The following is a 24,426-nucleotide window of genomic DNA, read 5'->3' as shown; positions in this document are numbered from 1 at the left end:
TGATCTTTTCCCGCAGCAGCGCGATCGCGCGGTTTTCTGCCCGCACCTCCTCGGCGAGGTTCTCGATTTCGCTCGAGCGCGCCACGAGCGGCGCGAGGTCGAAGCCGAAAGCGTCCGCTATCGCGCCCCCCTGCCCTTTCCTGGCGAAGCGCTTGCCGTTCGGCGAATCGCGGCGGATGATCAGCCCGGCGTCGACCAGGCAGACGAGATGCCGCCGTAGCGTCGCCGGCGCCATGCCATGGGCGCGGATCGACAGTTCCTTGTTCGAGGGAAACACGACGATGCCGCCGGCGGCTCCGGCCGCTTCCTCGGAGCGCGCATCATTCCCGGGCAATGAGAGCGCCGTCTCCTGGTGAAAGCTCAGCAGCGCGTGCAATACAGATAGCGCGCGCTCGGTGACGCCGAGCGGCTCCTTGGCTTCGGTGAGCGCGCGAAACAATCGCCATTTGTGGACGACGGTCTCGGATGCGCCCGGCTTTGCGACGAAATTTTCGGTCGCGGTCTGGCTCGCCACCATGGCGAGCGACAACGGCCGCCGCCCGAAGGGCGTCGTTGGACGTGTCTGCATGATCCTTTGCCTCGTTCAGGCAAAAGAAATCCGCTCGCCGAAACGGCGCCAAAATGCTTGACAGTGATTCGCGGAAGTGTGATTCTTCGAGCGCCAACACAAAGAAGGGGCTTCCGGAACGGCGACGTGACGGGGGCCTTTTTCTTTTGCGATAAGTCTCCGTTGGTTTCGTGAAACGCTCGAACAGCGCCAGATGCGCAGCGCGAAAGAAGCGTTAGCTCCCGCAATCTCCGCCGGCCTTGTACTGCTCATAGAGAAGCTGCAGCCTTTCGGCGACGAAGTCGCCGAATTGCGGGACCACACGATCGTCGAATGTGAGCGTCAGCTTTTTGCCAGAGCGCATGATGCGGGCGACGCGCGTCCCATCCTCTGCATTCCAGGTCTCTGGACGAAGGCGGGCTTCGCGAATGCGCAGCCGCTCGTAGAGGATTTGGAACCTTTTATCGGTGTCCAAATCCCCGAACGAAGGCTCCGCCACAATGGCGCGCGCCCGCACGCGATTGTCTTCCAAATCGAGAAGCTCGGTCAGCTCCTGCCAGCGCACGCGGCCAAACCCGGGCGCGGGGCCGATCGCATCGATCAGCACGCCAGGAACGCGCGTCGCAATGGCGATGAGGCGCGACAGCGCGGCCTTGTCGACATTGAGAGACGCCATGATGATCTCGCGCGAGAATTTTCGATCCTCGAGCCGCGCAGCGAAGCGGGCGCGCTCGATGAAAGTGAGATCGGTCCGTCCGCTATTCTCCTGCCCCTGTGCGATAACGAGCTGCTCATCGGTCAGATCGCGCACGACGGCGCGGACTTTGACGCCGAGCTCGCGCGCGGCGCGCAATCTGCGATGGCCGAAGGCGACCTCGAAACGCTCCGGGGGCTTCGGGCGAACGAGAATGGGAACATTCTGCCCATGCTCGCGGATCATCTCGCGAAACGCCGCATTCTGCTCCGGCGTCGCGTCCATGCGATCGGGCACGAAGGAGGCGTCGATGAGATCGGGATCGATCTCGACGACGGTTTGCCCCGCGACCAGCTTTTGCTCGATCTGCTCGGCCCGCTTCACGCGCTCGGAAATATCCCCCAAGGACTGCGATATGGCGCCGAGAGCGCTCGATTGCTTGATCGGCCGATCGAGACCGAGAAGAGGACGCGCCGGTTGCGGCAACGCGGCGCGCGCCTGCGCCTCCTGAGGCCGCGTCTCCTCTAAAGGCGCGTCGAAGCTGATTTTTCGCGCCATCGTCAGCTCCTCCCCCAAACGCCGCGAATGAGGCCTTCGATCTCGCCATTGACGAGATCCAACGCCTCGACCGCGCGGTCATAGGTTCCCCGCGTGAACTGCTGCCGCTCGACCTCATAGAGAGTCTGCTTCGTCAGTCCGGCGTCGGCGATCGCGGTACTCTTCACCATCGGATGCGTGAGCACGCGCGAGCCGAAAATCGACCGCAGGAGGCCGACCATCGTCGTTTGCGGGCCGTCGCTCGGCTCGTAGCGCGTCACCAGATATCGCATCCAATCATATTGCGTCTCGCCGCCGGCGTTGGCGACGACGTCGAGCAGGCTGCCTGTCATGTTCAAGAACTGCGACATAGACATCACGTCGAGCATTTGCGGATGCACGGTGATCAGCACCGCAGTCGCGGCGCAGAGTGCGGAAAGCGTCAGAAAGCCGAGCTGCGGCGGACAGTCGATCACGACAATGTCGTAAGCGAAGCTCACCTGCGAGAGCGCTTCTGAGACCCGCGCGAAAAACAGCGAGCTATTTTCCTGCCGCCCCATGAGGGCCTTGGGTGTCTCATGCTCGAATTCCATGAGCTCCAATTGCCCGGGAACGACGTGCAAGTTGGGTATGTACGTGGCTCGGACGATCTCCGCCATGTCGCGGCGCTGCGCGTCATAGCGAATGGCTCCGTAGATCGTCTCCCCTTCGCCGACGTCGAGCTCCGGCTGATGGCCGAAAAAGGTCGAGAGGCTGGCCTGCGGATCAAGATCGACCGCCAGCACGCGATATCCCCGAAACGCCAAAAATTGCGCGAGATGCGCGGCTGTCGTGGTCTTGCCGCTTCCACCCTTGAAATTCATCACCGAGACGACTTGCAGAGGCTCGCCATCCTTGCGATGCGGCACATAGCGGCGCGCGCCTTTGCCATTGCGGTCCAGCTCGGCGCGGAGCCCGTCGATGTCATCGATCGAATAGGTCCGCCGATTGTTGGGCTGGGCCGGAGGCCCCTTCCCTTCCGCGACGAGCTGCCGCAAATAGCCCTCATGTATCCCGATGAAGCGCGCGGCCTCCGCAGGGGAAAATCGCCGAATGGTCTTCTGCGCGGCTGGAGGAAAATCCCTGATCTGCTGCGCGCGAAGGCGCATCGACAGCTCGGCGGCGTCGGCATTGATCAGCGACCGCAGGTCGTCGGGACCCCGCTGCTGGCTTATGATCGATGTCGGCATTCGATTTCCCTGGATCTGCGGAAATTTCAGCTGTTGGCCCTGAAATGCGCTGATCGGAGAATAAGGGCCGATTCGCTCCACGCCGCAAGGAGTTTTTATTTAACGAGAGATTACCGCCGCGCCTAACGCCTTCGCCGCCACGCAGCTCTACTCGCCAGTTGCACGCGGACAACTCGGCCGCTTCGTTGCGCCAGCGTCGAGTAGTTGTACGCGTGCAACTCGAATCGATGCGTTCAAGGCTCCACATCCTAAGGATACGCCGCATTGCTAGAGCTGTCTTGGCCTCGATCGGGAGGCTGGGGAAACCGGAATGCCGCGGCGATTCGGGCAGTTCGCTTGACAAGCTCCGCCGTTCCCCATGAGCTCGATGAGGCCGTTTTCACAAATCAACCATGCGATCTCGTCGACGCCGCCCCCTGCGCTATTCTGAGGTTCATGACGAGTCGTGCGCGGTCGCGAGCACAATGCGAAGTGCGGCGCAGCAGAGCGCTTCGGACCGCGCACGCCGAAAGACCGAGATCGAGCGACTCTCCTGGATCGAGCCGACCCAGGGGAGCGACCAAGCGCTCATTGTTTCCTGAACGCTTACGGGGCTCGCCGCAGCCGGCTCTTCCCGGCGCATAGCAATACGCCCGCGCGCGACCCTCACCAGGGGCGAATGTCGCCTTGCAAGCAAACCATCCACAATTGCGGCAGGAGGCGTCCAGGGCCGCTCACCAGCCATTCCGTAATCCACAGCACGTTGCGCTCGCTCCTATAGTTGTCCGCGTGCAACTCGGCGGACGTCGATCAACGGCCCTGGGATCTCCGAGTCGAATTCAAAGCTAGACAGAACGCAGGAGAGTTCTCGGCCGCCCGATCAAAACTTCACTCGGCAAGCGTCGACAACCGAGGCCCGGCATCTCGCTCGCGACCTCACGAGGTCACACGCCATCGCGTCTGCATTCGTCGGAGAGAATTGCCCCGCAAGACGGCGCCAGAGTCGATTGCGAACGGTTCACAGAAGAGGGCAGGGGAGCGCGAAGAGATCGTCATCCGGCGCGTTCGAGCAAGATATGACATCGGCCCATTTTCGCGACTATTCGGGCGCGCCCGATCGATGCCATCGCGGGCCACGGCACGCTAGGCAGACACGCTGCTGATCGCGAACCAGCTCGGAGCATCGTAATTCGAAGTCCTCGATCTCGAGCGCGCGATCGAGAGAGAGTGATTGTCACTCCCCGTCCACGACGGCGCGAGCTAACCCATGGCCGCCCGTCGAGACCGTCCGCCGCGCCCATCTGGTCAGGAATCAGGCTCGACTATGACGACCTTCAATTCGCTCAGGACCGAGGCCAGCACAGGCGCAGCGATCAGCTTGATCCTCCAGACTATGCGAAGCTTCACGACGGCGGCCAAATTGATATGACCGTTCAGTCGTGACGGATAGATGATCCCATCTGGCTTCTCGAGGTCCTCGTAGAAGGCCACGGACCAAGCCCGGGCCAGCGTTTGGTTGAAGCCCTTCGCAACGTCCGTCCGAACGCCCATGATGATACGCCGTCGCCTCGCAGATCGACCATCGCGAATGGGGCCGCGACTTCGATCTCCGCACAATGGCCGCTATGGAATTCCGCTTCGGCAATCGGCAGATTGCCGATCACGCCGATCGCGGAGAACAGCCTCCGTCAGCTCGGCACTGCGCAGCCGTGAATAACCGAACAGTTGCGGATGGGTTTGATGAGCCCGGTTGTCGGCTCACGTCCCGGCCGAGTCTCCCGAGCCGCGGACATTTTCGCTACGCGGGTCAATTTCGGGCTTTCATCGCCTCGCCGGACAATTGGATCGGCCGGATGCGCCGAACAGGGGCGGGCTCTTGGAACTCGAATACGGCTATTCTGCCCACAGATTATCGGACATCAATGACCGCCAGACAGGTGGGGCGCTTATAACGTAGAGCTAGCTCTAAAAGCGCCGCTAAAAATCAGCGCGCGTCCAGCCACCGAGACGAGACTGACGCCGACGCCCTCCCGAAACAAGGCGCGACGAAAGTTCATGGCCCGAACGCACGGACGCCCTGCTCAAAAAGCTCGCCGAGGGCCAATGTATCGACGCTCACGATAATTTGGCTCTTATCGTGCCACCTACGGGAGCCGATCGACGATCGCAACCTCTCAGCTCCCATAGCCTCGCGCGCCGACGTCGTGCCGGCCCGGCGGCTCGGCTAGGAGCGCGCCGTTCCATTGTTGGCGACTCCTCACGGGAAATTTGGAACCGACCCTACGACTCCCATCAATCGGATACGACGCTGATTGAGCGAGACGATCGCGCTTGTTTGAAAGTAAAACAATTCCATATCTAAAAGCACGCGCCCCGTATGTTATTATATTAAATACAGGAGTTGATTTTTTATAAATGTTTCAATATGGGCCTGGCCGAAATTGATCTTTGTATCTGTATTTAATACCATACCTATAACGATACTATATGTTCAATAAAGGTATCGATAGGAATGCGCAGCTCTCCTTGGCTCCAGTCACCAAGTCGATTTCCCTTGAAAAGGCGGTCTGATAGCCGCATCGCCGGGGGCAGATTGCACAGCGCCACTGCGCTTCTGCTTCTTGGCGCGGATAGCCCGGCGCAGGCGGAGCCAAGCGTCACGTCTTTGCCCGCGGTCGCCGTCGACGCGCCCAAAGCAAAGCAGCGGGCGCTCGTTCGGCAAAACGCAACCGCTGCGCGCGTCGGGCCAAAGCGAATGCGCGCCGCGACGAACCCGGCGAAGCGCCGCGCATCGTCTCCTTCCGCGGCCGCGACGCCTTCTGCATCGTCCGCGCTGCTTACGGCTCCGCCGCAAGCCGAGCTCGGCAATTTGCCGAAAGAATATGTAGGCGGCCAAGCGGCGCACGGCGCGCGTCTCGACATGCTCGGCAATCGTGATTTTCTCGACACGCCCTTCAATATGACGAGCTACACGTCGAAGCTCTTCGAAAATAGGCAGCCGCGCACGCTTTCCGATGTGCTCGAGAATGATCCTTCCGTGCGCTTCACCGTCACCAGGCAGGCCGGCGAGGCGCCGCTGACGAGCGTCACCTGCGATTATACGTCGAACGCGCAATTCGGAACGCATATCGATGTCGGCAGGCGCTTCGGTCAGGACGACGCCTTCGGCATTCGCTACAGCGGCGGCTATCGCGGCGCGAAGCTGCACATCGCGCTCGATGCATATTTTAACCAGGAGATCGCCCGCGGAGGCGTGCCGATGATGGCAAGCTTCACGGGAACGGGCGTCGCCGCCGCGCCGGATTCCAGCAAACAATATTTTCCGCGGACTCTCTGGGGCGGGCGCGACCGCGCGCCGCGCTGGGGCCGACGGATAGCGTCTAGCCGACGCGCGAGACACCCGAACGCCACTTTCTTCGTACAGATGCGCCGCCACGGTCGGCGCCGGTGAAGGAGACGACATCCATGGATGATGCGCAGATCAATCCGTTCGACGACAAGCGGCTGAGCTTCGTCGTTCTCGTCAATTCCCGCGCGCAATTCGCGCTGTGGCCGGATTTCTCCGCCGATCCGAAAGGATGGAGGCGAGTCTTCGGGCCGGGACCTCGGCTGCAATGCATGCAATATGTCGACGATCATTGGATCGACATGCGCCCGCGCGCCGAGGCGGGCGGCTGAAAGGCCTTTCCGTACGCATTATTGTTTCATGACCATTCGATTTTTCGCAGGACCACAAATCGTCCTCGCAGTTATCGCTCCAGAGCGGCCGCGCGCCGCTGCGCAGATGCTTCCGCTCATCGCGGCGCAGCCCGGCATATGAATGGCGGATCAGATCTCCGCCGCTTCCAATGACCGTTGCACAAATGCACCGGCAAGTCGCGCGATCGACCCGCGCCCTCGCCGAGGCAGGAGTCCGCAAGGGCGAGATCCTGGCGGGCGCCCTGCCGCGCTCGGCCCGGCTTTCCATCCACTCGAGCTACTGTCCGGATTTCCGAGGCCGGCTCTGACGAATCATGGCGATCTTATGATTCAGAGGTCCGCAAAAACCACAGCTGTGATGCTAGGCTCACATAAGCGGATATAGAAAGCCGGGCGCCAGCGCGAAATTAGGCAGGTGGCGAAAATGCGGTCGTCCGGCAGAAAGAGGACCAAGCGCCCGTTTGTCGACGAAGTATCCATTTCAACGCGAAACAGACGACATCGAGAAATGCTTCTCCTCGACAAGGCCGCTACGATGTTGTCGGGAGCCTCTTTCGAGGAGAGCGGATTGAACAACATTGCGCAAATTCAAAAGACGAACGGAGAGAGTTTTGCGCCGCCGGCCGGCCGCCGCGTCGAAGGATGGATGCTCGCGAACGATCGCGGCGGCGATTGCCAAAGCGCCGCAAAGCTTCACGCTATCAGAATGCTCGAACCTTTTTCGCGAGCTTCGCCTGTGATCCAACTTGATCTGATTGCGCTCTAGTAGAGGACGAATTGCCTATGTCTTTATTGCGAATGTTGAGTAGGCCAAGACGGACGGCGAAAGAGTACGCTCACGTGCTGTTGGGCGCACTGCTCGGCAGGAATGTCGACCCCGTAAGTCTGGACCATATTGCCTTAAAGATAGCCAGGGGCGCTTCAATCGGAGCTATCCTAGACGAGATTACGCAGAGTGAGGAGTACCTAAACAATTTCAAACAACCGGAAAGGAATATGCATTTTGGACAGCCGCGCATATGGAATGAGCGGGAATATGCAACATACACTGGCGCCAACAAAATTAGCTCGATTGTCGTCGTCAAGCTCGACCACATCGGTGATTTCATTCTCGCGTTGGATTCCTTTGCTGCAGTTCGCGCTGCGTTCCCTTTGGCGTCGATAACCCTGCTGTGCGGTCCCTGGAATGCCGGGTTGGCGAGATCCCTCGGTGTTTTCGATCGGATAGAAACTGCGGATGTTTTTGGGGGCACAGGGGAATCGTCGCTGCCTTCTTTCGTCAAGGAAAGTCTCGGCTATCTGATCGACACGCCGTTCGATCTGGCGGTGGATTTTCGAGTCTATCCCGAAACGCGCTGGGTGCTCGATCATCTTAACGCGTCACATAAATGCGGCTACGCGAGCGGAGCCAGCCAGTCACGGCTCACGGTCGAACTACCGCAGCCGATCAACGTTCACAGCGATAGCCTCGCTCTCAACCAGCGTATGCTGATGCTGAGCCTCGCCAACGCTGTCGGAGCTTTCTACGGGACAGACGCTGAGTTCAGCGGGCCGGCGTTACGCGCCAAGTTGACCGGCGAGGCCAAAATCGACCCTTCGATCCACCAAGGCAAGAAGCTCGTTGTGATTCATCCGTTCTCCAGGCGGGCGATCAAAAACTGGCCGATAGAGAAATTCCTGCACCTCGCCGGTTGGCTGACAAGCGCTATGGGAGCGACCGTCGTAATGCTCGGCACGAAAGCCGAATCCAATTCCGTAGCCGATCTCGCCGATAGATGTGCGGAGCTCGGCGTGAGGTCTCTCGTCGGCCAGACAAGCCTCGTGGAAGCGATCACCCTGATTTCGGACGCGGACCTTTTTATCGGTAACGACAGTGGACTCACACATGTCGCTGCGCGGCTGGATATCCCGTCCATAGCGATTTTCTCGGGCGTCGCGCCGATCGAAGCCTGGGCGCCCATTGGGCGAAATTTGAAGATCGTGCACAGTCCTGTCGAATGCGCCCCCTGCTACCTCCCGAATTTAGACCACTGTCGCGCGCAGCACAGATGCATAGCGACGATAGATTTTGAATATGTGCGGTCGCAAGTCCGCGAGCAGCTCGACGTTCTTTCGCGCAGCTCGTGGGCGTCGTGCGACACTTAGCGCACTAACGCCAATGTTGGTTCAACGTGGCGGCGCAGCGTGTGTGCCATGGCCTATTGGCCCAATATCATTCTCTGCGACGAAGAATACAAGCCATCGAAGGAGGAAGAACGTGATCATCGTGACAGGCGCCGCGGGATTCATCGGCTCGAACATCGTCGCGGCGCTGAACGATCGAGGGATCAACGATGTCGTGCTATGCGACTGGCTCCTGAGCGACCTGCGCTGGCAGAATCTGCGCAAGCGCGCTTTCACGGATTTCGTTTTTCCCGAGGATCTGCCGCGTTGGCTCGAAGGCCGGAGTTGCGTGGAGGCCATCATCCACATGGGCGCCATCTCGTCGACGAAGGTCCGCGACGGCGACGAGATCATGCGCAAGAATTTTCTTTTCACTCTGAGCCTGATCGATTGGTGCGCGAAGACAAATGCTTCCCTGATTTACGCCTCTTCGGCCGCCACCTATGGCGACGGCGAAAGCGGTTTTGTCGATGACATCTCCTTCGACGCTCTCCGCAAGCTTCGCCCACTCAATCTCTATGGTTGGAGCAAGCACCAGATCGATCTACTCGTCGCTCACCGCCGGCGCTCGGGCGGAGCTCTGCCTCAAAAGTGCATCGGCCTGAAGTTCTTCAACGTCTATGGGCAAAACGAATATCACAAGGGCGACATGGCGAGTGTCGTCTGCAAGATGTTCGAGACCGCGCGCCGTGGCGAGACCGTCAACCTATTCGAGAGCTGCCGCGAGGGTGTGCCGCACGGCGGTCAGCGCCGCGATTTCATCTATGTCGACGATGTCGTGAGCACTGTGCTGTGGTGCCTCGACGCTATGGCAACGGTCGACGTCTTCAACATTGGAACCGGCGAAGCCCGTAGTTTCGCAGAGATGACGCAGGCGCTGTTCGCTGCCGTCGGCAAGGAGCCCGCCGTCCAATATTCGCCGATGCCTGACATTTTGCGCGACCGTTATCAATATTTCACGCAGGCTTCGACGGCGCGGTTCCGCGCCGCCGGCTACGCGGCGCCGTTCAACTCGCTCGAGCAAGGCGTGATGCACTACGTGCACAACTATCTTTCGCGCGAGGATCGCTACCGATAGGGCCTTTTCATTTCGACAAGGAAACGCGTCATGGTCACAACGCTGATGAAAGCCCTAGCCTGCTGCAAAGTCGCAGTCATCGGCGACCTGATGCTAGATATTTATATCCATGGCGACGTCAACCGAATTTCTCCCGAAGCACCGGTTCCGATCGTCCGCTGGAAGTCGCAGCGTGCGGCGCCGGGCGGCGCCGCCAATGTCGCAGCAAATATCGCGGCGATCGGCGCGACATCCATTCTTGTCGGGATCGCTGGAGACGATGACGCCTTCCAAGAGCTCAGCGCTTTGCTCCAAAGCATCGGAAGCGTCGACCTCGGCGGCGTGGTGCTTACGCGCAACCGCGCAACGACGAAGAAGCTGCGCATAGTCGGACATGCGCAGCAAATGCTGCGCATCGATCGCGAGGATGTCGGCCCCCTAGAGGAGACGGTCGAGAAAGAGCTGATCGTAAATGCGTTAGCGGCGATTGACCGGTGCGACATCGCCGTGCTCTCAGACTATGGCAAGGGTGCGTTGACGGATCGAGTCATCGCAAAGTGCGTGGCGCGCGCGCGCGCAAGTGGAAAGAAGGTCATTGTCGATCCGAAACGCCAAGACCTGTCGGTCTATCGCGGCGCGACCATCATCACGCCCAACCGGGCCGAGCTGACCGCGGCGACCGGCCTGCCCTGCGAGACGGACGAAGAGGTGGAGGCGGCGGCAATGAAAGCGCGCAAAGCGACGGACAGCGATTTTTTGCTGACGCGATCGGAAAAAGGCATGTCCTATATCTCAGGCGCGGCCGACGCCATCCATCTGCAAACCACGGCAAAGGCGGTGTTCGACGTTTCGGGCGCCGGCGACACGGTGGTCGCATTCCTCGCACCGTGCCTAGCCGTCGGCCTGCCGATAATCCACGCGATGAAGATCGCCAATCATGCTGCCGGCATCGTCGTCGGCAAGTTCGGCACGACGGTCCTGGAGCCCGACGAACTTGTCGTGGCTCTGACGGCGCCGGACTTGGAGGACGTGCAAGACGGCCGGATATTGTCACTCGACGAGGCCGCAAGATTGCGCCTCGCTTGGGCCAGCAATGGCTATAGTGTCGGGGTGACGAACGGTTGCTTCGATCTATTGCACCCCGGCCACATCTCGCTTCTGGCGCAGGCATCGGCCGCCTGCGACAGGCTCATCCTGGCGTTGAATTCAGATGCGTCAGTGCGCCGCTTGAAGGGACCGACGCGGCCGGTCCAAAATGAAGCGTCGCGTGCAAAGGTCGCGGGCTCAATCAAGGGGGTCGACGCCGTTGTGCTGTTCGATCAAGATTCGCCCTTAGAGCTCATCAACACTTTGCATCCGGACGTGCTCGTCAAAGGCGCGGACTATCTGGAACATGAAATCGTCGGGGCCGATATCGTGCGCGCACGCGGCGGACGGGTCGAGCGCGCCGCGATTGTCGAAGGCCAATCGACGACACGCCTCTTGGCCAGATCGTGATGCTGTCGCTCGGGTTCTGGCGCAGACGGCGAGAGACCGGCGTAACCGCTCGAAACGAGTATCGATATTGCCGGGGACCTCGATGCTGAGCATCAATGATCTCTTCAAAGGCTCCTGAGCTGCCACTGAAAGCGCCTATCGGCATCGATTGGAGAGCATGAGAAGTCGTGGCGTTCGTTGCGCGGACAACCGCTTCGAGACAATTCTCGTTGTATGATCAGAAATCTGTGTGGACGCGCTCTGAGTGAGCCGGTGAAATCGAGAGAAATTCGTTGACGGCCCTTTCGACAGGAAGGCCGATGAAAATGACGGCTGATCCTGGCGCCGTCGTCCGTCGTTCACGAGGGCGAGCCGATTGGCGTGAAGATAGGCATATCACTGACATGAGCCGCGTCGAGCCAATGTCTCGGGCCCGCTGAGCATCCGAGACAAACGCTCCAATGTCCGTGCCAAAGTTTCCACTTGGCGCTATCCTTGTTTGAGCCGCGCCCCTTTTCAATCACTGCCTGAGGCTCGGATCGCGCAACAAATATGATATAGGGAGCTCGCGGGCGCAAAATCCACTTTTGCGGCGCCATAGGCGTCGAACTCGTCGATCCAACTGCCCGACGTGGCTGGCTCGAGAAATCGAACGCGCATCTCATCGAGAAAATCGCTCGGCGTCGGACCGTCGGACCTCTTATAGTTCGACCGCATTACCGAGGCGGCCTTTGCAGCCTCTGTATAGAACCAAAGCCGGGTCGAGTGATCCACTGCTCCGTCGACCGTCGCGCGAGCGAAAATTCGGCCGTCCGCACCGACGCCGGCGCGAAGCGCGGTTTCCCATAGCCGCGTCACGGTCGTCATCTGATCGAAATGTCGAAGCTCCTCGTTTTGCTCGAGCAACCAGATCCACTCGAAATGATGGCCGGGCTCGAATGGAAAAAGCGGGCCGTCGAGAGGACGCCAATGTTCGTCAAAAAATTCGACGAGAATGGAATTTTCAGCCTGAACGAATCGCCTGAAGAAAATGTCACGCACCACCCTGGCTCGTTCCAGATACGCCGAGCTTCTGGTCGCATCGAACAGCGAGAGCAATGCTTCGAACAAATGCATATGCGAGTTCTGACGGCGTGGGCTATCGCTCGCAGGAAGGGTCTCGACATAGCCGCCGTGTTCCGAAGCCATGTCGCGATCTAGAAAGCTCAGCGTCGCGTCGGCGAGCGCGATATAGGCGGTATCGCGCGTCGTCTCGTATGCGTTCGCGAGACTGAGCAGGATGAATGCATGCGTATAGAGATCACGACGACCATCGACGATGGCGCCGTCGCGCGCCACGGAAAACGCCCAGCCGCGAGCGCCGTCGGCTTCATAATAGCGTTCGATCATCGCCGCGCCTGCGCGCGCGACCAACTCCGCTCCTTCCCCAAACCAGCCTGCTCGATGCGCGACGCTGAAAGTGTAAATCTGTCGCGCTTGCACCATGGCTCGTCTGGGCGTATCGAGCAGCGGCGCGCCTCTGAATGAGAGACGTTCGACGAATGAATTCGTGCGCTCATCCCATCCGTTCGAAGCCCACAGTGGAAGCGCTTTCTCTTTCAGCCAGGCACGAATCGAGCTCCGCTCTTCGGCTCTAATCATATTGCATCCTCTGAGGGTTTGCGTTCGAACGCAAAGACGCCGCGTGGCGGCGCCGGCTCGGCGCAGGCCGATTGAAACGCAGGTTGACGCCCACTCTGCGCAACTCGAATGCGCTCACTGGCGCCGAAGTCCCATCATCATGGGCGTACGCGAGCGTGATGAGTCGCCATGCGCTCGATCTCCCATCGGGTCGACGCATAGAGATCGCCGCCCGGAAACAAGAGCCCACGAATTCCTGCGCGCCGCGCGGCCTCCATGTCGCTTCCTTTATCGCCGATGAGCAAGCTCGCAGCCATGTCGATCGGCCACTCGGTCGAAGCCCGCCGAATCATCCCGGGATTGGGCTTTCGATCAGGATGATCAGGATGCCGCCATTCAGCGTCGATTGCGTCCGGGTGGTATGGACAGAAATAGAATGCATCGATGTGAGCGCCCGCGGCAGCGAGCTGCGCGGACATGGCCGAGTGAAAGCTGTCGATATCCGCTTCGCGAAACCGCCCGCGCGCAACTCCGGCTTGATTGCTGACGACGATGGCGAAAGCTCCCGACTCGTTCACGCATCGGATTGCTTCGACGGCCCCCGGAATCCACTCCAAGTCCTCGACGCGATAGCAATAGCCGGCATCGCGATTTAGCACGCCGTCACGGTCGAAAAAAACCGCAGGTCGGCGCCTGTCAGCGAGATCTCTACGCGCTACGATGAGCGATTCCGGAGTCCCAATGTCGATAAAATATCCCTCGAACTCTTCCCCGAGAAGAGCGCGGGCCGCGGCGAGCCGCGGATAAACGTCCAATTCGATCGAGCTGGGCTCCCTCTCGACAAAGGTCAATATCTCTCGCCGAAACACGCCCACTCCAGCATTGATCGACGTCGGTCCCGAGCCACGCGCTTTTTCGTGAAAGGCGACGACATATCCATCTTGCAATTTCACGCTGCCATCGCGCGTTGCATCCGACTCCCGTCGCAGCGCGAGCACGCCGAGAACATCCGGCCTCTTCTCCAGACAGGCCGACAGACGACGGAGATTGACATCGAACAGCGTATCGCCGGTTGCCAACAGAAATACGGGATCGAGCAACTGCGCCGCATTTTTCAATGCCCCCGCAGTTCCTGCCGGCGCAGTTTCGACCACGACTCGCAAGGACGCGCCGCGAATGAAACGCCCTCGGTAGCGCTCGAGGATGCTTTCGTGCAAGTGTCCGGCTAGCAGAAGAATGTCATCGAAGCCGTGGCGAACGATCTCGAGCAGCAATGCATCGAGAAACACCATATCGCCGTTGATCGCCATGAGTGGCTTTGGCGTCGTGGATGCAAGCGTGCCGAGCCGCGTTCCTTTGCCGCCGACCAATATCACAGCCTGCCTCGTCATCATGGCCTTATGAACCTCTCACCTATGCGTCCGTCGGCGAACGGTCCGCTTCATCTGAAATGCGAATACGAGTCGTCGCGCTTGTGAACTCTCGCCAGGGCTGCTCTCGAGAACTCTTTCCAGGCGCCGGAAAATACGTCGTGAGAAGGAAGGCCGATCGCTCCAGCCCAATGGGCGAGAGAGAGTTCCTTGCCTTCTGGATCGAGCGGCTTACCCTTCGAGAAGGTGATACCCGGGGCCTTGTAGTAGTTCTCATGGGAGGCGTTCTCGACGCAATGAGGCAGAAGCGCCGTCTTCAGACCTCGCCTATGCGCGACGAAATTCATCAGTGGCTGCGCGAACAATTGGTCTCGCTTGGGAGCCGCGTGGAAAATATCGATGTCGCTCCGGATCGTCTCGAGAACGTCGGAAAGACTCGGAAAGCGGCTCGATACCCAAAACCCATCGTTGAACAGCCGCGCGCCGTTCAAGAACGCGTGCTTTCTTCGGTTCTCGTTGTAAACATATTCGAAGCTCGGCGACGCGACGATGCGTTCGTGTCGTGATCGCTTTCCAGAAAGGGAAGCAGCCATTCGATCACCTTGTCATTGGCGACGATCGCGACTCCATACCGACGCTCGTCGGCGGGCGATGAATCGAACACGGTTCCAGTCATCTAATGTCCCATATTCGCGCTGTCGACCATATCAAGGCCTGCGCCTCACGATCGACCTATATTCGTTCGAACGGCGTTCCCGCGCAACTCGAAGGTATCGCCATTTGTGCATCGGCCATTGTCTATATTTGAACCTGAGAGCCCGTCCGCGAGGCGCTTGAATCCGATGAATCCGTTGCGATTCTATCAGCTCGGCCTGAGCCCGCCGGGGGTCGCGATGTGGCGCGACGAAAATCGAGGTCGCGACGACCGTAGCAAGTTGCGTTATCCGAATGATCTGACCGACGACGAATCGTCATTGATCGCGCCGTTGATCTATGGGACTTGAATGGGCGACCTTATTCGGAGCGTTTCCGTTTCTGCTGAAGCTCTATGCCGATGGCGGCTACCATGGAGCGGAGTTTCGCCGAGCTGTCCACAATTTCATCGCGGACGTCAACGTCGGACTCCCCGGACGCCAAAGTAAAAATCAGTCGATCAACGCGCCCGTCATCTCGCGGACGATGGCGGCGTGGTCCTCGAAAAACGGATCGGCGCTCAAGCGGCCGAGCTCGCGCCAGCATGCCCGCCGCGTCGCGAAAGCTCTCATTGGGATCGACATGGCAGCCGGGCAGGGCGAGCAGCCCGGCGCCGGGGTGGCGTGCGCGCTCCACCAGGAGAATATCGCCCGACTGAACGACGACCGCATCGACGCAATTGATGAAGACAGGGTAGGGCGTCTTGCCTCAGGCGGCGATAGAACTCTGTCTCCCCGACCAGCCATTTGAAGGCGTCGGCCAGCATGAAGCGGGCGAGAAACGCGCTGGTCTCGGCAGGACAGAGCGCGGCGCGGCGGAAATGCGTGGCGCGCGGCGCAGATAATCCTCGCGCAGATCGGTCGAATTGAGCGCGCCATGCTGCGTCGGCACATCGACAGCATCCCAATTGAGGAACATGCGCAGATAATAGGAAGACTTGTTCTTGCTGTGGCCGATGAGGCCGACCGAGGCGCGCTCCGAGCCGCCATCCTCGGTTAAGGCCTCGTCGAGGCTGCGCTGGACATGGGCGATCCAGGCGCGATCATTGTAGAGAAAATCCGGCAGCGGCCGGACGATTATCCGATCTGGCGCAGCCTCGATCGCGCCGCGCGCCGCCAGGATCGTGTCGCGCCGCTCATCATAGGTGAAAGGATTGCGCGGCGACCGCGCCGCATTGGACGAGCCGACCAGCACGATGAGCTTGCGTCCGGCCGAGAGCGCCCGTCGCATGACATGAAGATGGCCGTTGTGAAGGGGCTGAAAACGCTCGACGAACACGAGATAATCGTGCTTTTGCGCCGATGCGCTCATATTCAGGTCTTCCCTGAATAATTTTCCGTCTCGGACTACCTGGGACATACACCTTTTAGCGCAAACGAGCGTGGTGGTCAATGCCCTTGTCGCGACAAGCCAGAGAGATGGGGACTGTCGGCCGGACCGCGGTTGACGATGTATGCACTGCGCTATATTCTCCCAAAGACAACCAAGGTGCCAATGAAAACCCCGCACGAGACCGCTTTCCGCGACGCCACGAACGCCGACCCATTGCGTGCGGCGTTTCTCCGCCGCTCCATCGATACGATCACGCGGATTGCCGCGCATGCCGATCTGAAAATACTCTCTGAAGCGCTCGCCGCCTCGACTGGTTTCGGCGCCCTCGCGCGCGTGCTGGCGGACACCGCGCCCATCGAAGCCGCGCTTGTCGACCAGGACCCGCTCGCCCCGCTCGTGGCGCGGAACGCGGAACATCGCGTCCAGCTCCTCGACGCCGCTGGAGGCGCGCTTGCCTCGACCAAGGTCGCGCAACTGCTCGGAGTCAGCCGGCAGGCGATCGAAAAGCGCCGTCGCGCCAATACGCTGCTCGCCGTGCGCATAGGCGGCGATTGGCGCTATCCCCGTTGCCAGTTCGACGAGTCCGAGGGAACGGTCGTCGCCGGACTGCCGAAGCTTCTCGACGTCTTCGCCGAAGCCGGTCCTTGGGTCGCGTTGGATTTTCTATTGGCGCCCGACGAAGCTCTCGGAAACGAGACGCCGATGCAAAGGCTGCGGCGTGAAGGACTGACCCCGGAGCTGGAACGTCTCGCCCGGATCGAGCAAGGCGACGGCTTCGCGTGAGCCCGGTCCGAGGCCCTTCGGGCGTCGCAGCTTTCCCGCCGGCCGCTCTCGCCACTGCGACGCTACCGATCGAGGTTCTGCCGGCTCGGACAGAGCTCCACCGCATCCATCGCACGGAGCGTCATCCGATATTCTTCGGCCCAGGCCCGGGCGCGCCGCCGACCTATCGTTTCGATAGCGCTTCCGGCTCATTTGGCGTGCTTTATGTCGCCTTTCACTTCGCCGGCGCGCTGGTCGAGACCTTGCTGCGCAATCCACGCAGAAAAATGGTCGCTCAAGCCGACATCGAAACCCGTGCTTCGAGCGTCGTGCGCTGTCGGCGCGCGCTCCGTATTGTGCAGCTGCACAGCGCCGGGCTACAGATACTCGGCCTCGACAATTCCATCTCGACAGGACCTTATGAGCCTTGCGGCGCCTGGGCCGACGCGCTGCGGGCGCATCCTGATGCGCCGGATGGCGTCGCCTTCCGTTCGCGACACGATCCCGACCAGCTCTGCCTAGCGATTTTCGAGAGGGCAGGGACCTCCTTCGAGGTCGAACCAGCCGTACGGCTCGTCGACCAGCTTCCAGAGGTCGCCAATATACTCGGCGCCTATGGAAAATCGATCGCGCCGACGCCCCGCTGACAAAGAAAGGGAAAGGCCGGCGTCTTGCAAAGCCGGCGGATATTCGCTGCGGAGACCCGCGCGGAACGCAATCTCGCGCGGATCGAAGCGAGCGTGAACGAGACCAGCCTTTCGCCCTTCACATGCGCCAGCGCTTCGCCAAAGCGCAGCCGCCGGGCGCTCGCGAGAGGGGCAGAGCGCAGGCGGCTTTTCGGCCGAACCAGCGATAGCGGTTGCGCGCGACGAGGCGATAGAGCGCATCGGCGACGAAGCGTGGCAGCAGGCGGGCGAGAGGGGCGGCGCGCGCCGGTCCGCGCAATTGCCGGGCGAGCGCGAGCAGCGCCTCGGAGTCCTTCATCCAGCGGCCGTTCTCGATGAAGAGGAAGCTCTCGGGCGCGTCCGGGTCGATATCCGCCTCTCGCGCCAAGGCGCGCCCTTCTTCCGATTGTATCGCGACGAAGCGGATCGACGGCGTGATCTCATGTGCGAGGACATAGCGAACAGTCCAGTCGCAGAGGGCGCAGACGCCGTCATAGACGAAGACCGGCGCATCCTCCGGCGTCTCCGTCAGCGAGCCCTTGTAATGCACGACATGGCCGACGATCGGAAAGACGACGTCTATGTCGAAGGCGAAGCGCTCGCCCTCGCCGCTCTCGAAACATTCGATCGTAGGCGTGGTCGCTCGCGGCAGCGGGATTTTCAGCAGGCGCCATTCGGCGAGCGACCAGCGCAGCCCGGCGCGCGAGGCGGTGAGATCGAAATAGAGATCGAAGGGGCCGAAATGCTCGATCAGGCGTCTGTCCGGCGCCGCCTGCATGACGCTCTCATAGCGCCGTCCGGCGAAGTCGCGCCGCCAGAACTCCCGCTTTCCAGAGAGCGGCGTGAAGCGGACGTGCGTCTCGACATTCTCGCCCGGCGCCGGAAGACCGGCGACAAAGGCGAGCATCGCCGCGCCGAGGCTTCGGCCCTGCGCGGAGATTTTGGCGCGGCCGCCGGTGAAGATCTCGCGCTCGAGCGTGTGGAAGCGACGGACGGGCGCGGGCAGGAGATCGAAGCGCTCGGCGAGAAGGTCTTGAAAGAGCGTGGTCATGTCTATCTCCATTTTTTAAAATTGCGGCTTGGCGACCATCAGCCAGAAGATCGCGATCATGGCGATGAAGGCCGGCCAGCCGAGCGCGAACCACCAGAGAAAGTAGGTTCCATAGATCGGCGGCAGCGACGCGTTTTTGTCGAGACATTGCTCGGCGATGCGCGCCATGCGGATTTGCAGCCACACCACCGGCAGCCAGCAGGCGCCGACGAAGAGATAGAGCGCGATGGCCGCGAGCAGCCAGGGCGTATCGAGCGGCCAGCCTTGATCCAACGCCAGCAGCACCCCGGTGACGGGCTGCACGATAACGGCCGGCGTGGTGAACAGCCAATCGGCGAGCACGACATTTCTGTTGACCGTGACGATAGCGCGCAGATCGCCGCGCAGATTGCTCGCGAGGCCGTGAAAGGCCGTGCCGAGCCCCGTGCCGAACAATATCGTCGAGCTGACGATATGCGCTGTCTTCAGAGTGAGAGGATCGAGCATGGGTCAGGCCTCCAATGCGATCATGACGAGGATCGCCGCGGCGATCGGCAAATTCTTGAGCAGCGGCGCGAAAGGATGCAGCCAATAGTCGGCGGGAAGCCGTGTCGCGATCAGCGTGAAGACGAACATTGTCGTCAGCTGCGCGAGGCCGGTGAGCGCCGGGCGCCAGCGCAGCAGCAGCAGCGCGCCGAGCAGAAGATCGACCGCCGCGCCGCCATAGAGCGCCATGTCGGCGATGGCGCCGTGAACGCCGATCTCGGCGAGCAGCGCATCGCTCTTCTCCTGCGGATAGAGGCCGAAGGAGAGCAGGCCTGTCGCGATCCACAACAGGCCGAGGCTCCAGCGCAGCACGGGCGGCAGGAAGAACAGCCGCGCCGCCCTCCTGTCCGCCTCGCACGCCGGCTCCAGCGCCAGAGCGTCGTGAATGCGCCGCGGCGGCCGGCCGAGCGCCGCCGTCAGCGGCGCGCAATCGGCGACATTGCCGCGCGAGAGAAGCTTTATCACCTCGCGATTGAGCGGGCCGGTCGAGACGCGCCCGCCGACCGACGCTGCGAGCAGAAAGAGCCGATAGGGAACGCGAAAGAAGCGTGTCGGCTTCAGGCCGAGCCATTCGCGCAATAGCGCGAGCAGCGCATCCGTCGTCATCGGCTCCGGGCCGACGACATCGAGGCGGCGCGGCGAGTGTGCGCCTTCCGCGAGGCGCGCCGCGACTTCGGCGAGATCGCCGACATGCACGGGCTGAAAGCGCCAGGCGCCAGCGCCGAAGCTCGGCAGCCATGGCAATACGGCGGCGGCGAGCAGCCAGCGCGTGCTGGCGCCGCCGCGGCCGACGACGAGCGACGGCCGCAATATGCGCCAATCGAGCCGCGCGCCCGTGGGATCGAGCGCTGCGAGCTGCTCTTCGGCGACCGCCTTGCTGCGCTGATAGAGCGTCTCGCCGCCGCTCTCGACTCCGAGCGCCGAGACGTGAATGAGCCGCGCGACGCCCGCAGCGAGGCAGGCGCGAAAGAGGTTGCACGCGCCCTCCGCATGGACGGCGTCCATGCTATTGGCGCCGTCGTCGCGAACGAGGCCGGCGCAATTGACCACGGTCTCGAAGCTCGCAAGCTTGTCGCGAAGCCGCGCTTCGCCGTCGCGCGCGAGATCGACCTCGCGGCGCGAGGCCGCGACGACCCTATGGCCGCGCTCGCGAAGCCGGCCGGCGATATGCCGTCCGATGAATCCGCTGCCGCCGATGATGAGAATGCGGGCCATGATCGGTCTCCTCGGCAATAGGGCGAAAGGGCTTCGCCTTCGGGAGACCTATGGGCAATGGCGGCGCCACAGCATAACTATCTGTTTTTATGGCGCAGCAATGGGATTGCTGTAAACGGCAGAGACAGATTTCATTGAATTGGCTGTCAACTGAGGATACAGTCCGGCGATGACGCCGAGCCTGCCGTTCACCCTCTCGATCTCGACGACCTTCCTGTCGAGCGTTGCGCTTTCGGGCTTTCTCCTCGTCCGGGCCGGCGCCGCGCCGGGCGCGAAGCAGCTCGCCGCCTTTGTCGTGATCGTCGGGCTCTTCGCCCTCGGCTTGATTCTGCCCGAGCGCATCGGCGCGGCTTCCATGGCGCTGGCGCCGCTCGGCTCGGCGATGGCCGTCGATTTCGCGATCCGGCTGACGGGGCGGGGCGCGCGCACGCGTGCGATCGTCCACGCGCTCGGCGCCGGCGCGACCCTATTGCTTTTCATCTTCGGCGCCGGCGCCTTTTTCGAAACACACGCCGGACTGCGCGGCTTTCGCTATGAGGGCGCCGGCCTCTTCGGCGTCGCCGTGGCGATTGGCCTCGCGGCCTATGGCAATGGGCTGATGATTTTCGCTCTACGCCGCGCCGAGGGCAAGCGACGACGCGAGATCGCCATCGTTCTCGTCTCCTCGCTCGTCGGCCTGTCGACCGTCGTCTCCTTCGCGCCGCCACTGTTCGGCGTGGCGGTCGCGCCCTGGTCCATTCTCGCTCTGCCGATCTATCCGGCGCTGCTCGTCTACGGCATTCTGCGCTACGAGCTGATGGCCGCCAATGTCTGGGCGCGCCACGCCGCCGCCTATGCGCTCGTGCTGCTGCTCGCCGCCGCCGTCGCCGGATTGCTCGCCGCGGCGCCTTTGAGCTTTGTCGCGCCGTCGATGGATTTCGTATCCCTGTGGCTCGTCGTCGCGACGGCCATGGCGCTGGCCTTCGCTTTCGGCGAGCCCATTCGCCGCGCGGCGGATCGGCTCGTCTACGCCGGCCCGGAGATTTCCGCCGAGACAATGGCGCAATGGCGCAGCGACCTCGCCGGCGGGGACACGACGATCGAAGCGATCGAGATCGCGCGCGAGCATTTGCGCGTAGCCTTGCGGCCATTGGTCGATGTGACTCTTTCCGGCGAAGGGCCGGAGCCCGCGCTTCGCTGCGTCGATACGGGCGACAAATGGATGGCGAAGCTCGCAGGCTTTGAAAATTCGCCGCCGGGCGCGCGCCGCCTCGCCGTGGTCTACGCCGATCTTCTGACGCAGAGCCTCGACGACATCGAGCGCCGAAGAAGCCGCGCCGAGAGCGAGCGGCTCGCCGAGCTCGGAATGCTCGCATCGACGATCGCGCATGATCTGCGCAATCCGCTCAACATCGTGAATATGGCGGCCGCCGCCGCGCCGGCGGAGACGCGCGCCGAGATCATCGAGCAGACGCGGCGCATGAATCGTCTCGTCGCCGAATTGCTCGACTACGCCAAGCCCTGGAAGGTCGAGCCGGCGGATATCGACCTCGCCGCGGCCTTCGGAGATATCGAGACCGACATCTCCAGCGATGCGCATTTGCGCGCCGATCCGTTTCGCTTCGCCCAGGCGATGGACAATCTCGTCGCCAATGCGCGCGCCGCCGGCGGCCGTGTCGCCATCTTTGTCGAGGCGACGCGGGATGCGACGCTCGTTCATGTCTGCGACGACGGCCCCGGCGTGCCGGAGGAAATCAAAGACAGGCTGTTTCGGCCTTTCGTCTCGCGCTCCAGCGAAGGCACCGGACTCGGCCTCGCCATTGTCGCCAAGATCATGGCGGCGCATGGCGGCTCCGTCGCGCTCGGCGCGCGCGACGGTTTCTCCACCTGCGTCACTCTGAGGTTTCAAAGATGAGCGGCGAGACGATCCTCATCGTCGACGACGAGGCCGCTTTCGCGCGCGTCGCCGGCGCCTTTCTGACGCGCGAGGGCTATCAAGTCGTGACGGCGAAGGACGCCGTCTCGGCGCGCGAACTCTTCGCGCAGGCGCGGCCCGATCTCGTGCTTCTCGATCTCGTCATGCCGCCGGAACGCACGCCGGAGGCGGGTCTGTCACTGCTGCCGGACTTTTCGAGCGTCGTCACCGTCGTGCTGACAGCGCATAGCGAGCATGAGCTGGCGCTGCGCGCCGTCTCCCTCGGCGCCTGGGATTTTCTGGCCAAGCCCGTGGAGCCGGACCTCCTACGCTTTTGCGTCGAGCGCGCGCTCGCCAAAGCGGCGTTGGAGCGCGAGATCGCGCTGCTCCGCGCCGAAAAGGCGAGCGCCGACGACGGGCTGATCGGCAATGGTCACGCCATCACGCATGTGAAGGACATGATCCGCCGCATTGGCTTGGCCGAGCTGCCGGTGATGATCCTCGGCGCCACCGGCTCCGGCAAAGAGCTGGTCGCTCATGCGCTGCACAGGGCGAGCGCGCGTCGCGGGGCTTTCGTCTCCATCCATTGCGGCGCTATTCCCGCCGAGCTGATCGAGAGCGAATTATTCGGCCATCTCAAAGGCGCCTTTACCGGCGCCCACGCCGATCGCCCCGGCCTCGTCGCCACGGCGCGCGGCGGCACGCTGTTTCTCGATGAGATCGGCGAGACGCCGCCGTCCATGCAGATAAAGCTGCTGCGCTTCCTGCAAGACGGAACCTTCACGCCCGTCGGCGGACGTGAGGCGAAGCGCGCCGATGTGCGCATCGTCAGCGCGACGCACCGCGATCTGGAGGCGATGATCGCTTCCGGAGCCTTCCGCGAAGATCTCTACTACCGCCTGCGCGGGGTCGTCATTCGCACGCCGACGCTGGACGAGCGACGCGAAGATGTGGGCCTTCTCTCCGCCTATTTCCTCGCGCAGGCGGCGAAGAAGCGCAAATTGCGCTTCTCGCCGGAGGCGCTCGCTTGGCTCGTCGCGCAGTCCTGGCCCGGCAATGTCCGCGAGCTGAGAGCGACGATCGAATGCGCCGCCGCGCTCGCCGATCCGCAATCATCGACGATTTCCGCCGAGGATTTGAATTTCGCGCGCGGCGGCGGAATTCGTCCCGCCTCGGACATGGTTATGGAAACGCTTCCCGAGGCGCAGGAGAAATTGGAGCGCCGCATGATCGGCGCCGCGCTCGCCGCCACCGAGCACAATCACAGCGCCGCGGCCCGTCGCCTCGGCGTCTCACGCGTCGGGCTGTTGAAAATGTTGGCTAGGCTCGGGCTGCGATAGATCCGTCTCGTTTCACGATAGCGGACGACCCGCGCTATTGTCCTTCTCGCGTAGTCGTTCGATCGATGTCCGACGCTCGCCCCGCCTCACGGTGATCGACGTCTTCGACGCTGGCGAGCCGTTCGGACTCATGGGCCGGATCGCGCTCGCGTATGCGTCGAACGCCCCCGCCGTCTTCGTCGCGCCGTTGAATCAGATCGATTTGAACCGAAGCCATTCTCATATTCGGCCATTGGCCAGATCCATGAAGAAGCTCGGCGGCGAAGGAGGCGATCGATCTCGCCATAGACGCGCGGGGACGATTTTCGCGTCGCGCAAACTGCCGTTGCGCGTGTGCTTCGAGGCCATGTGTCACCTCACGCAATGCCTCGGCGGCGAGCGGGAGGGCTCCGTGGGGCGCGGAGCCGAAGGCCGCTTCCGGATGTGTCGCGGCGCGCAAGTCCGAAACCGCCGGCTCGACCCCCCGGGGTAAGATCGCGAGACGCAGAACTGGAGAATGCACAGACAGGATTTGATAAACGCACCGCCGGATCGCACCATGGCTGCGCCAAGTCAGCGACGCGTTTCGGCCGAATTAT

Annotated in this window: 23 protein-coding genes and 1 pseudogene; 13 read left to right on the top strand and 11 right to left on the bottom strand. The window is 62.0% G+C overall.

Features of this window, described 5'->3' with window-relative positions:
• From repC to VIF40_RS10905, 4 genes are all read right to left on the bottom strand, one after another.
• Positions 1–568, bottom strand: a 568-nt coding sequence (repC, locus tag VIF40_RS10920; RefSeq protein ID WP_331937542.1) for a plasmid replication protein RepC, incomplete at its 3' end; no start/stop codon positions are given.
• A gap of 214 nt (positions 569–782) precedes the next feature.
• Positions 783–1,799 carry a plasmid partitioning protein RepB gene (repB, locus tag VIF40_RS10915; RefSeq protein ID WP_331937541.1) on the bottom strand — a complete coding sequence of 339 codons (1,017 nt, stop codon included), beginning with the start codon at positions 1,797–1,799 and terminating at the stop codon, positions 783–785.
• Between the two features lie 2 nt (positions 1,800–1,801).
• Positions 1,802–3,007 carry a plasmid partitioning protein RepA gene (gene repA, locus VIF40_RS10910; RefSeq protein WP_331937540.1) on the bottom strand — a complete coding sequence of 402 codons (1,206 nt, stop codon included), beginning with the start codon at positions 3,005–3,007 and terminating at the stop codon, positions 1,802–1,804.
• A 1,284-nt stretch (positions 3,008–4,291) separates the two neighbouring features.
• Complete coding sequence (locus VIF40_RS10905; RefSeq protein ID WP_331937539.1) at positions 4,292–4,537, bottom strand: RES domain-containing protein; 246 nt, start codon at positions 4,535–4,537, stop codon at positions 4,292–4,294.
• A gap of 1,318 nt (positions 4,538–5,855) precedes the next feature.
• Between VIF40_RS10905 and VIF40_RS10900 the strand changes: the two genes are divergently transcribed.
• From VIF40_RS10900 to rfaE1, 6 genes are all read left to right on the top strand, one after another.
• Positions 5,856–6,437, top strand: a complete 582-nt coding sequence (locus VIF40_RS10900; RefSeq protein WP_331937538.1) for a hypothetical protein — start codon at positions 5,856–5,858, stop codon at positions 6,435–6,437.
• Positions 6,438–6,451: 14 nt separating this feature from the next.
• Complete coding sequence (locus tag VIF40_RS10895; protein ID WP_331937537.1) at positions 6,452–6,664, top strand: MbtH family protein; 213 nt, start codon at positions 6,452–6,454, stop codon at positions 6,662–6,664.
• A 529-nt stretch (positions 6,665–7,193) separates the two neighbouring features.
• Positions 7,194–7,451: a hypothetical protein gene (locus tag VIF40_RS10890; protein ID WP_331937536.1), complete on the top strand. Its 258-nt coding sequence runs from the start codon at positions 7,194–7,196 to the stop codon at positions 7,449–7,451.
• 74 nt (positions 7,452–7,525) lie between these two features.
• Positions 7,526–8,830, top strand: coding sequence for a glycosyltransferase family 9 protein (locus VIF40_RS10885; protein ID WP_331937535.1), 1,305 nt, complete (start codon positions 7,526–7,528; stop codon positions 8,828–8,830).
• A gap of 112 nt (positions 8,831–8,942) precedes the next feature.
• Positions 8,943–9,926, top strand: a complete 984-nt coding sequence (rfaD, locus tag VIF40_RS10880) for an ADP-glyceromanno-heptose 6-epimerase (RefSeq protein WP_331937545.1) — start codon at positions 8,943–8,945, stop codon at positions 9,924–9,926.
• A gap of 30 nt (positions 9,927–9,956) precedes the next feature.
• Entirely contained in the window at positions 9,957–11,402 is a 1,446-nt protein-coding gene (rfaE1, locus tag VIF40_RS10875) for a D-glycero-beta-D-manno-heptose-7-phosphate kinase (protein WP_331937534.1), read from the top strand.
• A 495-nt stretch (positions 11,403–11,897) separates the two neighbouring features.
• Here the strand turns inward: rfaE1 and VIF40_RS10870 are convergent, their stop codons facing one another.
• The 3 genes from VIF40_RS10870 to VIF40_RS10860 form a co-directional block, all read right to left on the bottom strand.
• Positions 11,898–13,022 carry an AGE family epimerase/isomerase gene (locus tag VIF40_RS10870; RefSeq protein ID WP_331937533.1) on the bottom strand — a complete coding sequence of 375 codons (1,125 nt, stop codon included), beginning with the start codon at positions 13,020–13,022 and terminating at the stop codon, positions 11,898–11,900.
• 137 nt (positions 13,023–13,159) lie between these two features.
• Positions 13,160–14,395, bottom strand: coding sequence for an HAD-IIIA family hydrolase (locus VIF40_RS10865; RefSeq protein ID WP_331937532.1), 1,236 nt, complete (start codon positions 14,393–14,395; stop codon positions 13,160–13,162).
• A gap of 47 nt (positions 14,396–14,442) precedes the next feature.
• Positions 14,443–14,964 carry a hypothetical protein gene (locus VIF40_RS10860; RefSeq protein ID WP_331937531.1) on the bottom strand — a complete coding sequence of 174 codons (522 nt, stop codon included), beginning with the start codon at positions 14,962–14,964 and terminating at the stop codon, positions 14,443–14,445.
• 300 nt (positions 14,965–15,264) lie between these two features.
• Between VIF40_RS10860 and VIF40_RS10855 the strand changes: the two are divergent.
• A pseudogene (locus tag VIF40_RS10855) lies at positions 15,265–15,363 on the top strand (IS5/IS1182 family transposase); the annotation flags it as partial.
• 1 nt (position 15,364) lies between these two features.
• Complete coding sequence (locus tag VIF40_RS21600) at positions 15,365–15,814, top strand: hypothetical protein (RefSeq protein WP_331937530.1); 450 nt, start codon at positions 15,365–15,367, stop codon at positions 15,812–15,814.
• On the opposite strand, the gene VIF40_RS10845 is transcribed toward VIF40_RS21600, so the two are convergent.
• Entirely contained in the window at positions 15,773–16,375 is a 603-nt protein-coding gene (locus VIF40_RS10845; protein ID WP_331937529.1) for an adenylyltransferase/cytidyltransferase family protein, read from the bottom strand. The two genes, VIF40_RS21600 and VIF40_RS10845, sit on opposite strands and share 42 nt — an antisense overlap.
• A 183-nt stretch (positions 16,376–16,558) precedes the next feature.
• Here VIF40_RS10845 and VIF40_RS10840 point away from each other — a divergent pair, with 183 nt between their 5' ends.
• Both VIF40_RS10840 and VIF40_RS10835 read left to right on the top strand, forming a co-directional pair.
• Entirely contained in the window at positions 16,559–17,179 is a 621-nt protein-coding gene (locus VIF40_RS10840) for a helix-turn-helix domain-containing protein (RefSeq protein WP_331937528.1), read from the top strand.
• Positions 17,176–17,805 carry an RES family NAD+ phosphorylase gene (locus VIF40_RS10835; RefSeq protein ID WP_331937527.1) on the top strand — a complete coding sequence of 210 codons (630 nt, stop codon included), beginning with the start codon at positions 17,176–17,178 and terminating at the stop codon, positions 17,803–17,805. The genes VIF40_RS10840 and VIF40_RS10835 overlap by 4 nt, the downstream gene beginning before the upstream one ends.
• Before the next feature lie 118 nt (positions 17,806–17,923).
• Here the strand turns inward: VIF40_RS10835 and VIF40_RS10830 are convergent, their stop codons facing one another.
• From VIF40_RS10830 to VIF40_RS10820, 3 genes are read right to left on the bottom strand one after another with little or no spacing between them, the layout of a single operon-like run.
• On the bottom strand, positions 17,924–18,874 hold the full coding sequence (locus VIF40_RS10830) for a DCC1-like thiol-disulfide oxidoreductase family protein (RefSeq protein WP_331937526.1): 951 nt from the start codon (positions 18,872–18,874) through the stop codon (positions 17,924–17,926).
• 15 nt (positions 18,875–18,889) lie between these two features.
• Positions 18,890–19,360 (bottom strand): DUF2269 domain-containing protein, encoded by a 471-nt coding sequence (locus VIF40_RS10825; protein ID WP_331937525.1) that lies wholly within the window; start codon positions 19,358–19,360, stop codon positions 18,890–18,892.
• Between the two features lie 3 nt (positions 19,361–19,363).
• The gene (locus VIF40_RS10820) at positions 19,364–20,614 is read right to left on the bottom strand and encodes an NAD(P)H-binding protein (RefSeq protein WP_331937524.1); all 1,251 of its coding nucleotides are present in this window, start codon (positions 20,612–20,614) and stop codon (positions 19,364–19,366) included.
• 169 nt (positions 20,615–20,783) lie between these two features.
• Between VIF40_RS10820 and VIF40_RS10815 the strand changes: the two genes are divergently transcribed.
• The 3 genes from VIF40_RS10815 to VIF40_RS10805 all read left to right on the top strand — a co-directional run bounded on the left by VIF40_RS10815 (position 20,784) and on the right by VIF40_RS10805 (position 24,320).
• Positions 20,784–22,508, top strand: a complete 1,725-nt coding sequence (locus tag VIF40_RS10815) for an ATP-binding protein (protein WP_331937523.1) — start codon at positions 20,784–20,786, stop codon at positions 22,506–22,508.
• A complete protein-coding gene (locus tag VIF40_RS10810) occupies positions 22,505–23,848 on the top strand; it encodes a sigma-54 dependent transcriptional regulator (RefSeq protein ID WP_331937522.1) in 1,344 nt (447 codons plus the stop codon). Before VIF40_RS10815 ends, VIF40_RS10810 begins: the two co-directional genes overlap by 4 nt.
• Before the next feature lie 91 nt (positions 23,849–23,939).
• Positions 23,940–24,320: a hypothetical protein gene (locus VIF40_RS10805; RefSeq protein WP_331937521.1), complete on the top strand. Its 381-nt coding sequence runs from the start codon at positions 23,940–23,942 to the stop codon at positions 24,318–24,320.
• The last annotated feature ends 106 nt before the right edge of the window (positions 24,321–24,426 follow it).

The organism is Methylosinus sp. (genome assembly GCF_036560965.1).
Lineage (GTDB): Bacteria > Pseudomonadota > Alphaproteobacteria > Rhizobiales > Beijerinckiaceae > Methylosinus.
This window is presented reverse-complemented; position numbering and strand designations above follow the sequence as displayed.

What these genes read in the sequence shown, in the direction of transcription:
- repB (WP_331937541.1), bottom strand. Translation starts at nt 1,799, where the DNA reads ATGGCGCGAAAAATCAGCTTCGACGCGCCTTTAGAGGAGACGCGGCCT.
- repA (WP_331937540.1), bottom strand. Translation starts at nt 3,007, where the DNA reads ATGCCGACATCGATCATAAGCCAGCAGCGGGGTCCCGACGACCTGCGG.
- VIF40_RS10905 (WP_331937539.1), bottom strand. Translation starts at nt 4,537, where the DNA reads ATGGGCGTTCGGACGGACGTTGCGAAGGGCTTCAACCAAACGCTGGCC.
- VIF40_RS10895 (WP_331937537.1), top strand. Translation starts at nt 6,452, where the DNA reads ATGGATGATGCGCAGATCAATCCGTTCGACGACAAGCGGCTGAGCTTC.
- VIF40_RS10890 (WP_331937536.1), top strand. Translation starts at nt 7,194, where the DNA reads ATGCTTCTCCTCGACAAGGCCGCTACGATGTTGTCGGGAGCCTCTTTC.
- rfaE1 (WP_331937534.1), top strand. Translation starts at nt 9,957, where the DNA reads ATGGTCACAACGCTGATGAAAGCCCTAGCCTGCTGCAAAGTCGCAGTC.
- VIF40_RS10870 (WP_331937533.1), bottom strand. Translation starts at nt 13,022, where the DNA reads ATGATTAGAGCCGAAGAGCGGAGCTCGATTCGTGCCTGGCTGAAAGAG.
- VIF40_RS10865 (WP_331937532.1), bottom strand. Translation starts at nt 14,395, where the DNA reads ATGATGACGAGGCAGGCTGTGATATTGGTCGGCGGCAAAGGAACGCGG.
- VIF40_RS10860 (WP_331937531.1), bottom strand. Translation starts at nt 14,964, where the DNA reads ATGGCTGCTTCCCTTTCTGGAAAGCGATCACGACACGAACGCATCGTC.
- VIF40_RS21600 (WP_331937530.1), top strand. Translation starts at nt 15,365, where the DNA reads ATGGGACTTGAATGGGCGACCTTATTCGGAGCGTTTCCGTTTCTGCTG.
- VIF40_RS10845 (WP_331937529.1), bottom strand. Translation starts at nt 16,375, where the DNA reads ATGAGCGCATCGGCGCAAAAGCACGATTATCTCGTGTTCGTCGAGCGT.
- VIF40_RS10840 (WP_331937528.1), top strand. Translation starts at nt 16,559, where the DNA reads ATGAAAACCCCGCACGAGACCGCTTTCCGCGACGCCACGAACGCCGAC.
- VIF40_RS10830 (WP_331937526.1), bottom strand. Translation starts at nt 18,874, where the DNA reads ATGACCACGCTCTTTCAAGACCTTCTCGCCGAGCGCTTCGATCTCCTG.
- VIF40_RS10825 (WP_331937525.1), bottom strand. Translation starts at nt 19,360, where the DNA reads ATGCTCGATCCTCTCACTCTGAAGACAGCGCATATCGTCAGCTCGACG.
- VIF40_RS10820 (WP_331937524.1), bottom strand. Translation starts at nt 20,614, where the DNA reads ATGGCCCGCATTCTCATCATCGGCGGCAGCGGATTCATCGGACGGCAT.
- VIF40_RS10815 (WP_331937523.1), top strand. Translation starts at nt 20,784, where the DNA reads ATGACGCCGAGCCTGCCGTTCACCCTCTCGATCTCGACGACCTTCCTG.
- VIF40_RS10810 (WP_331937522.1), top strand. Translation starts at nt 22,505, where the DNA reads ATGAGCGGCGAGACGATCCTCATCGTCGACGACGAGGCCGCTTTCGCG.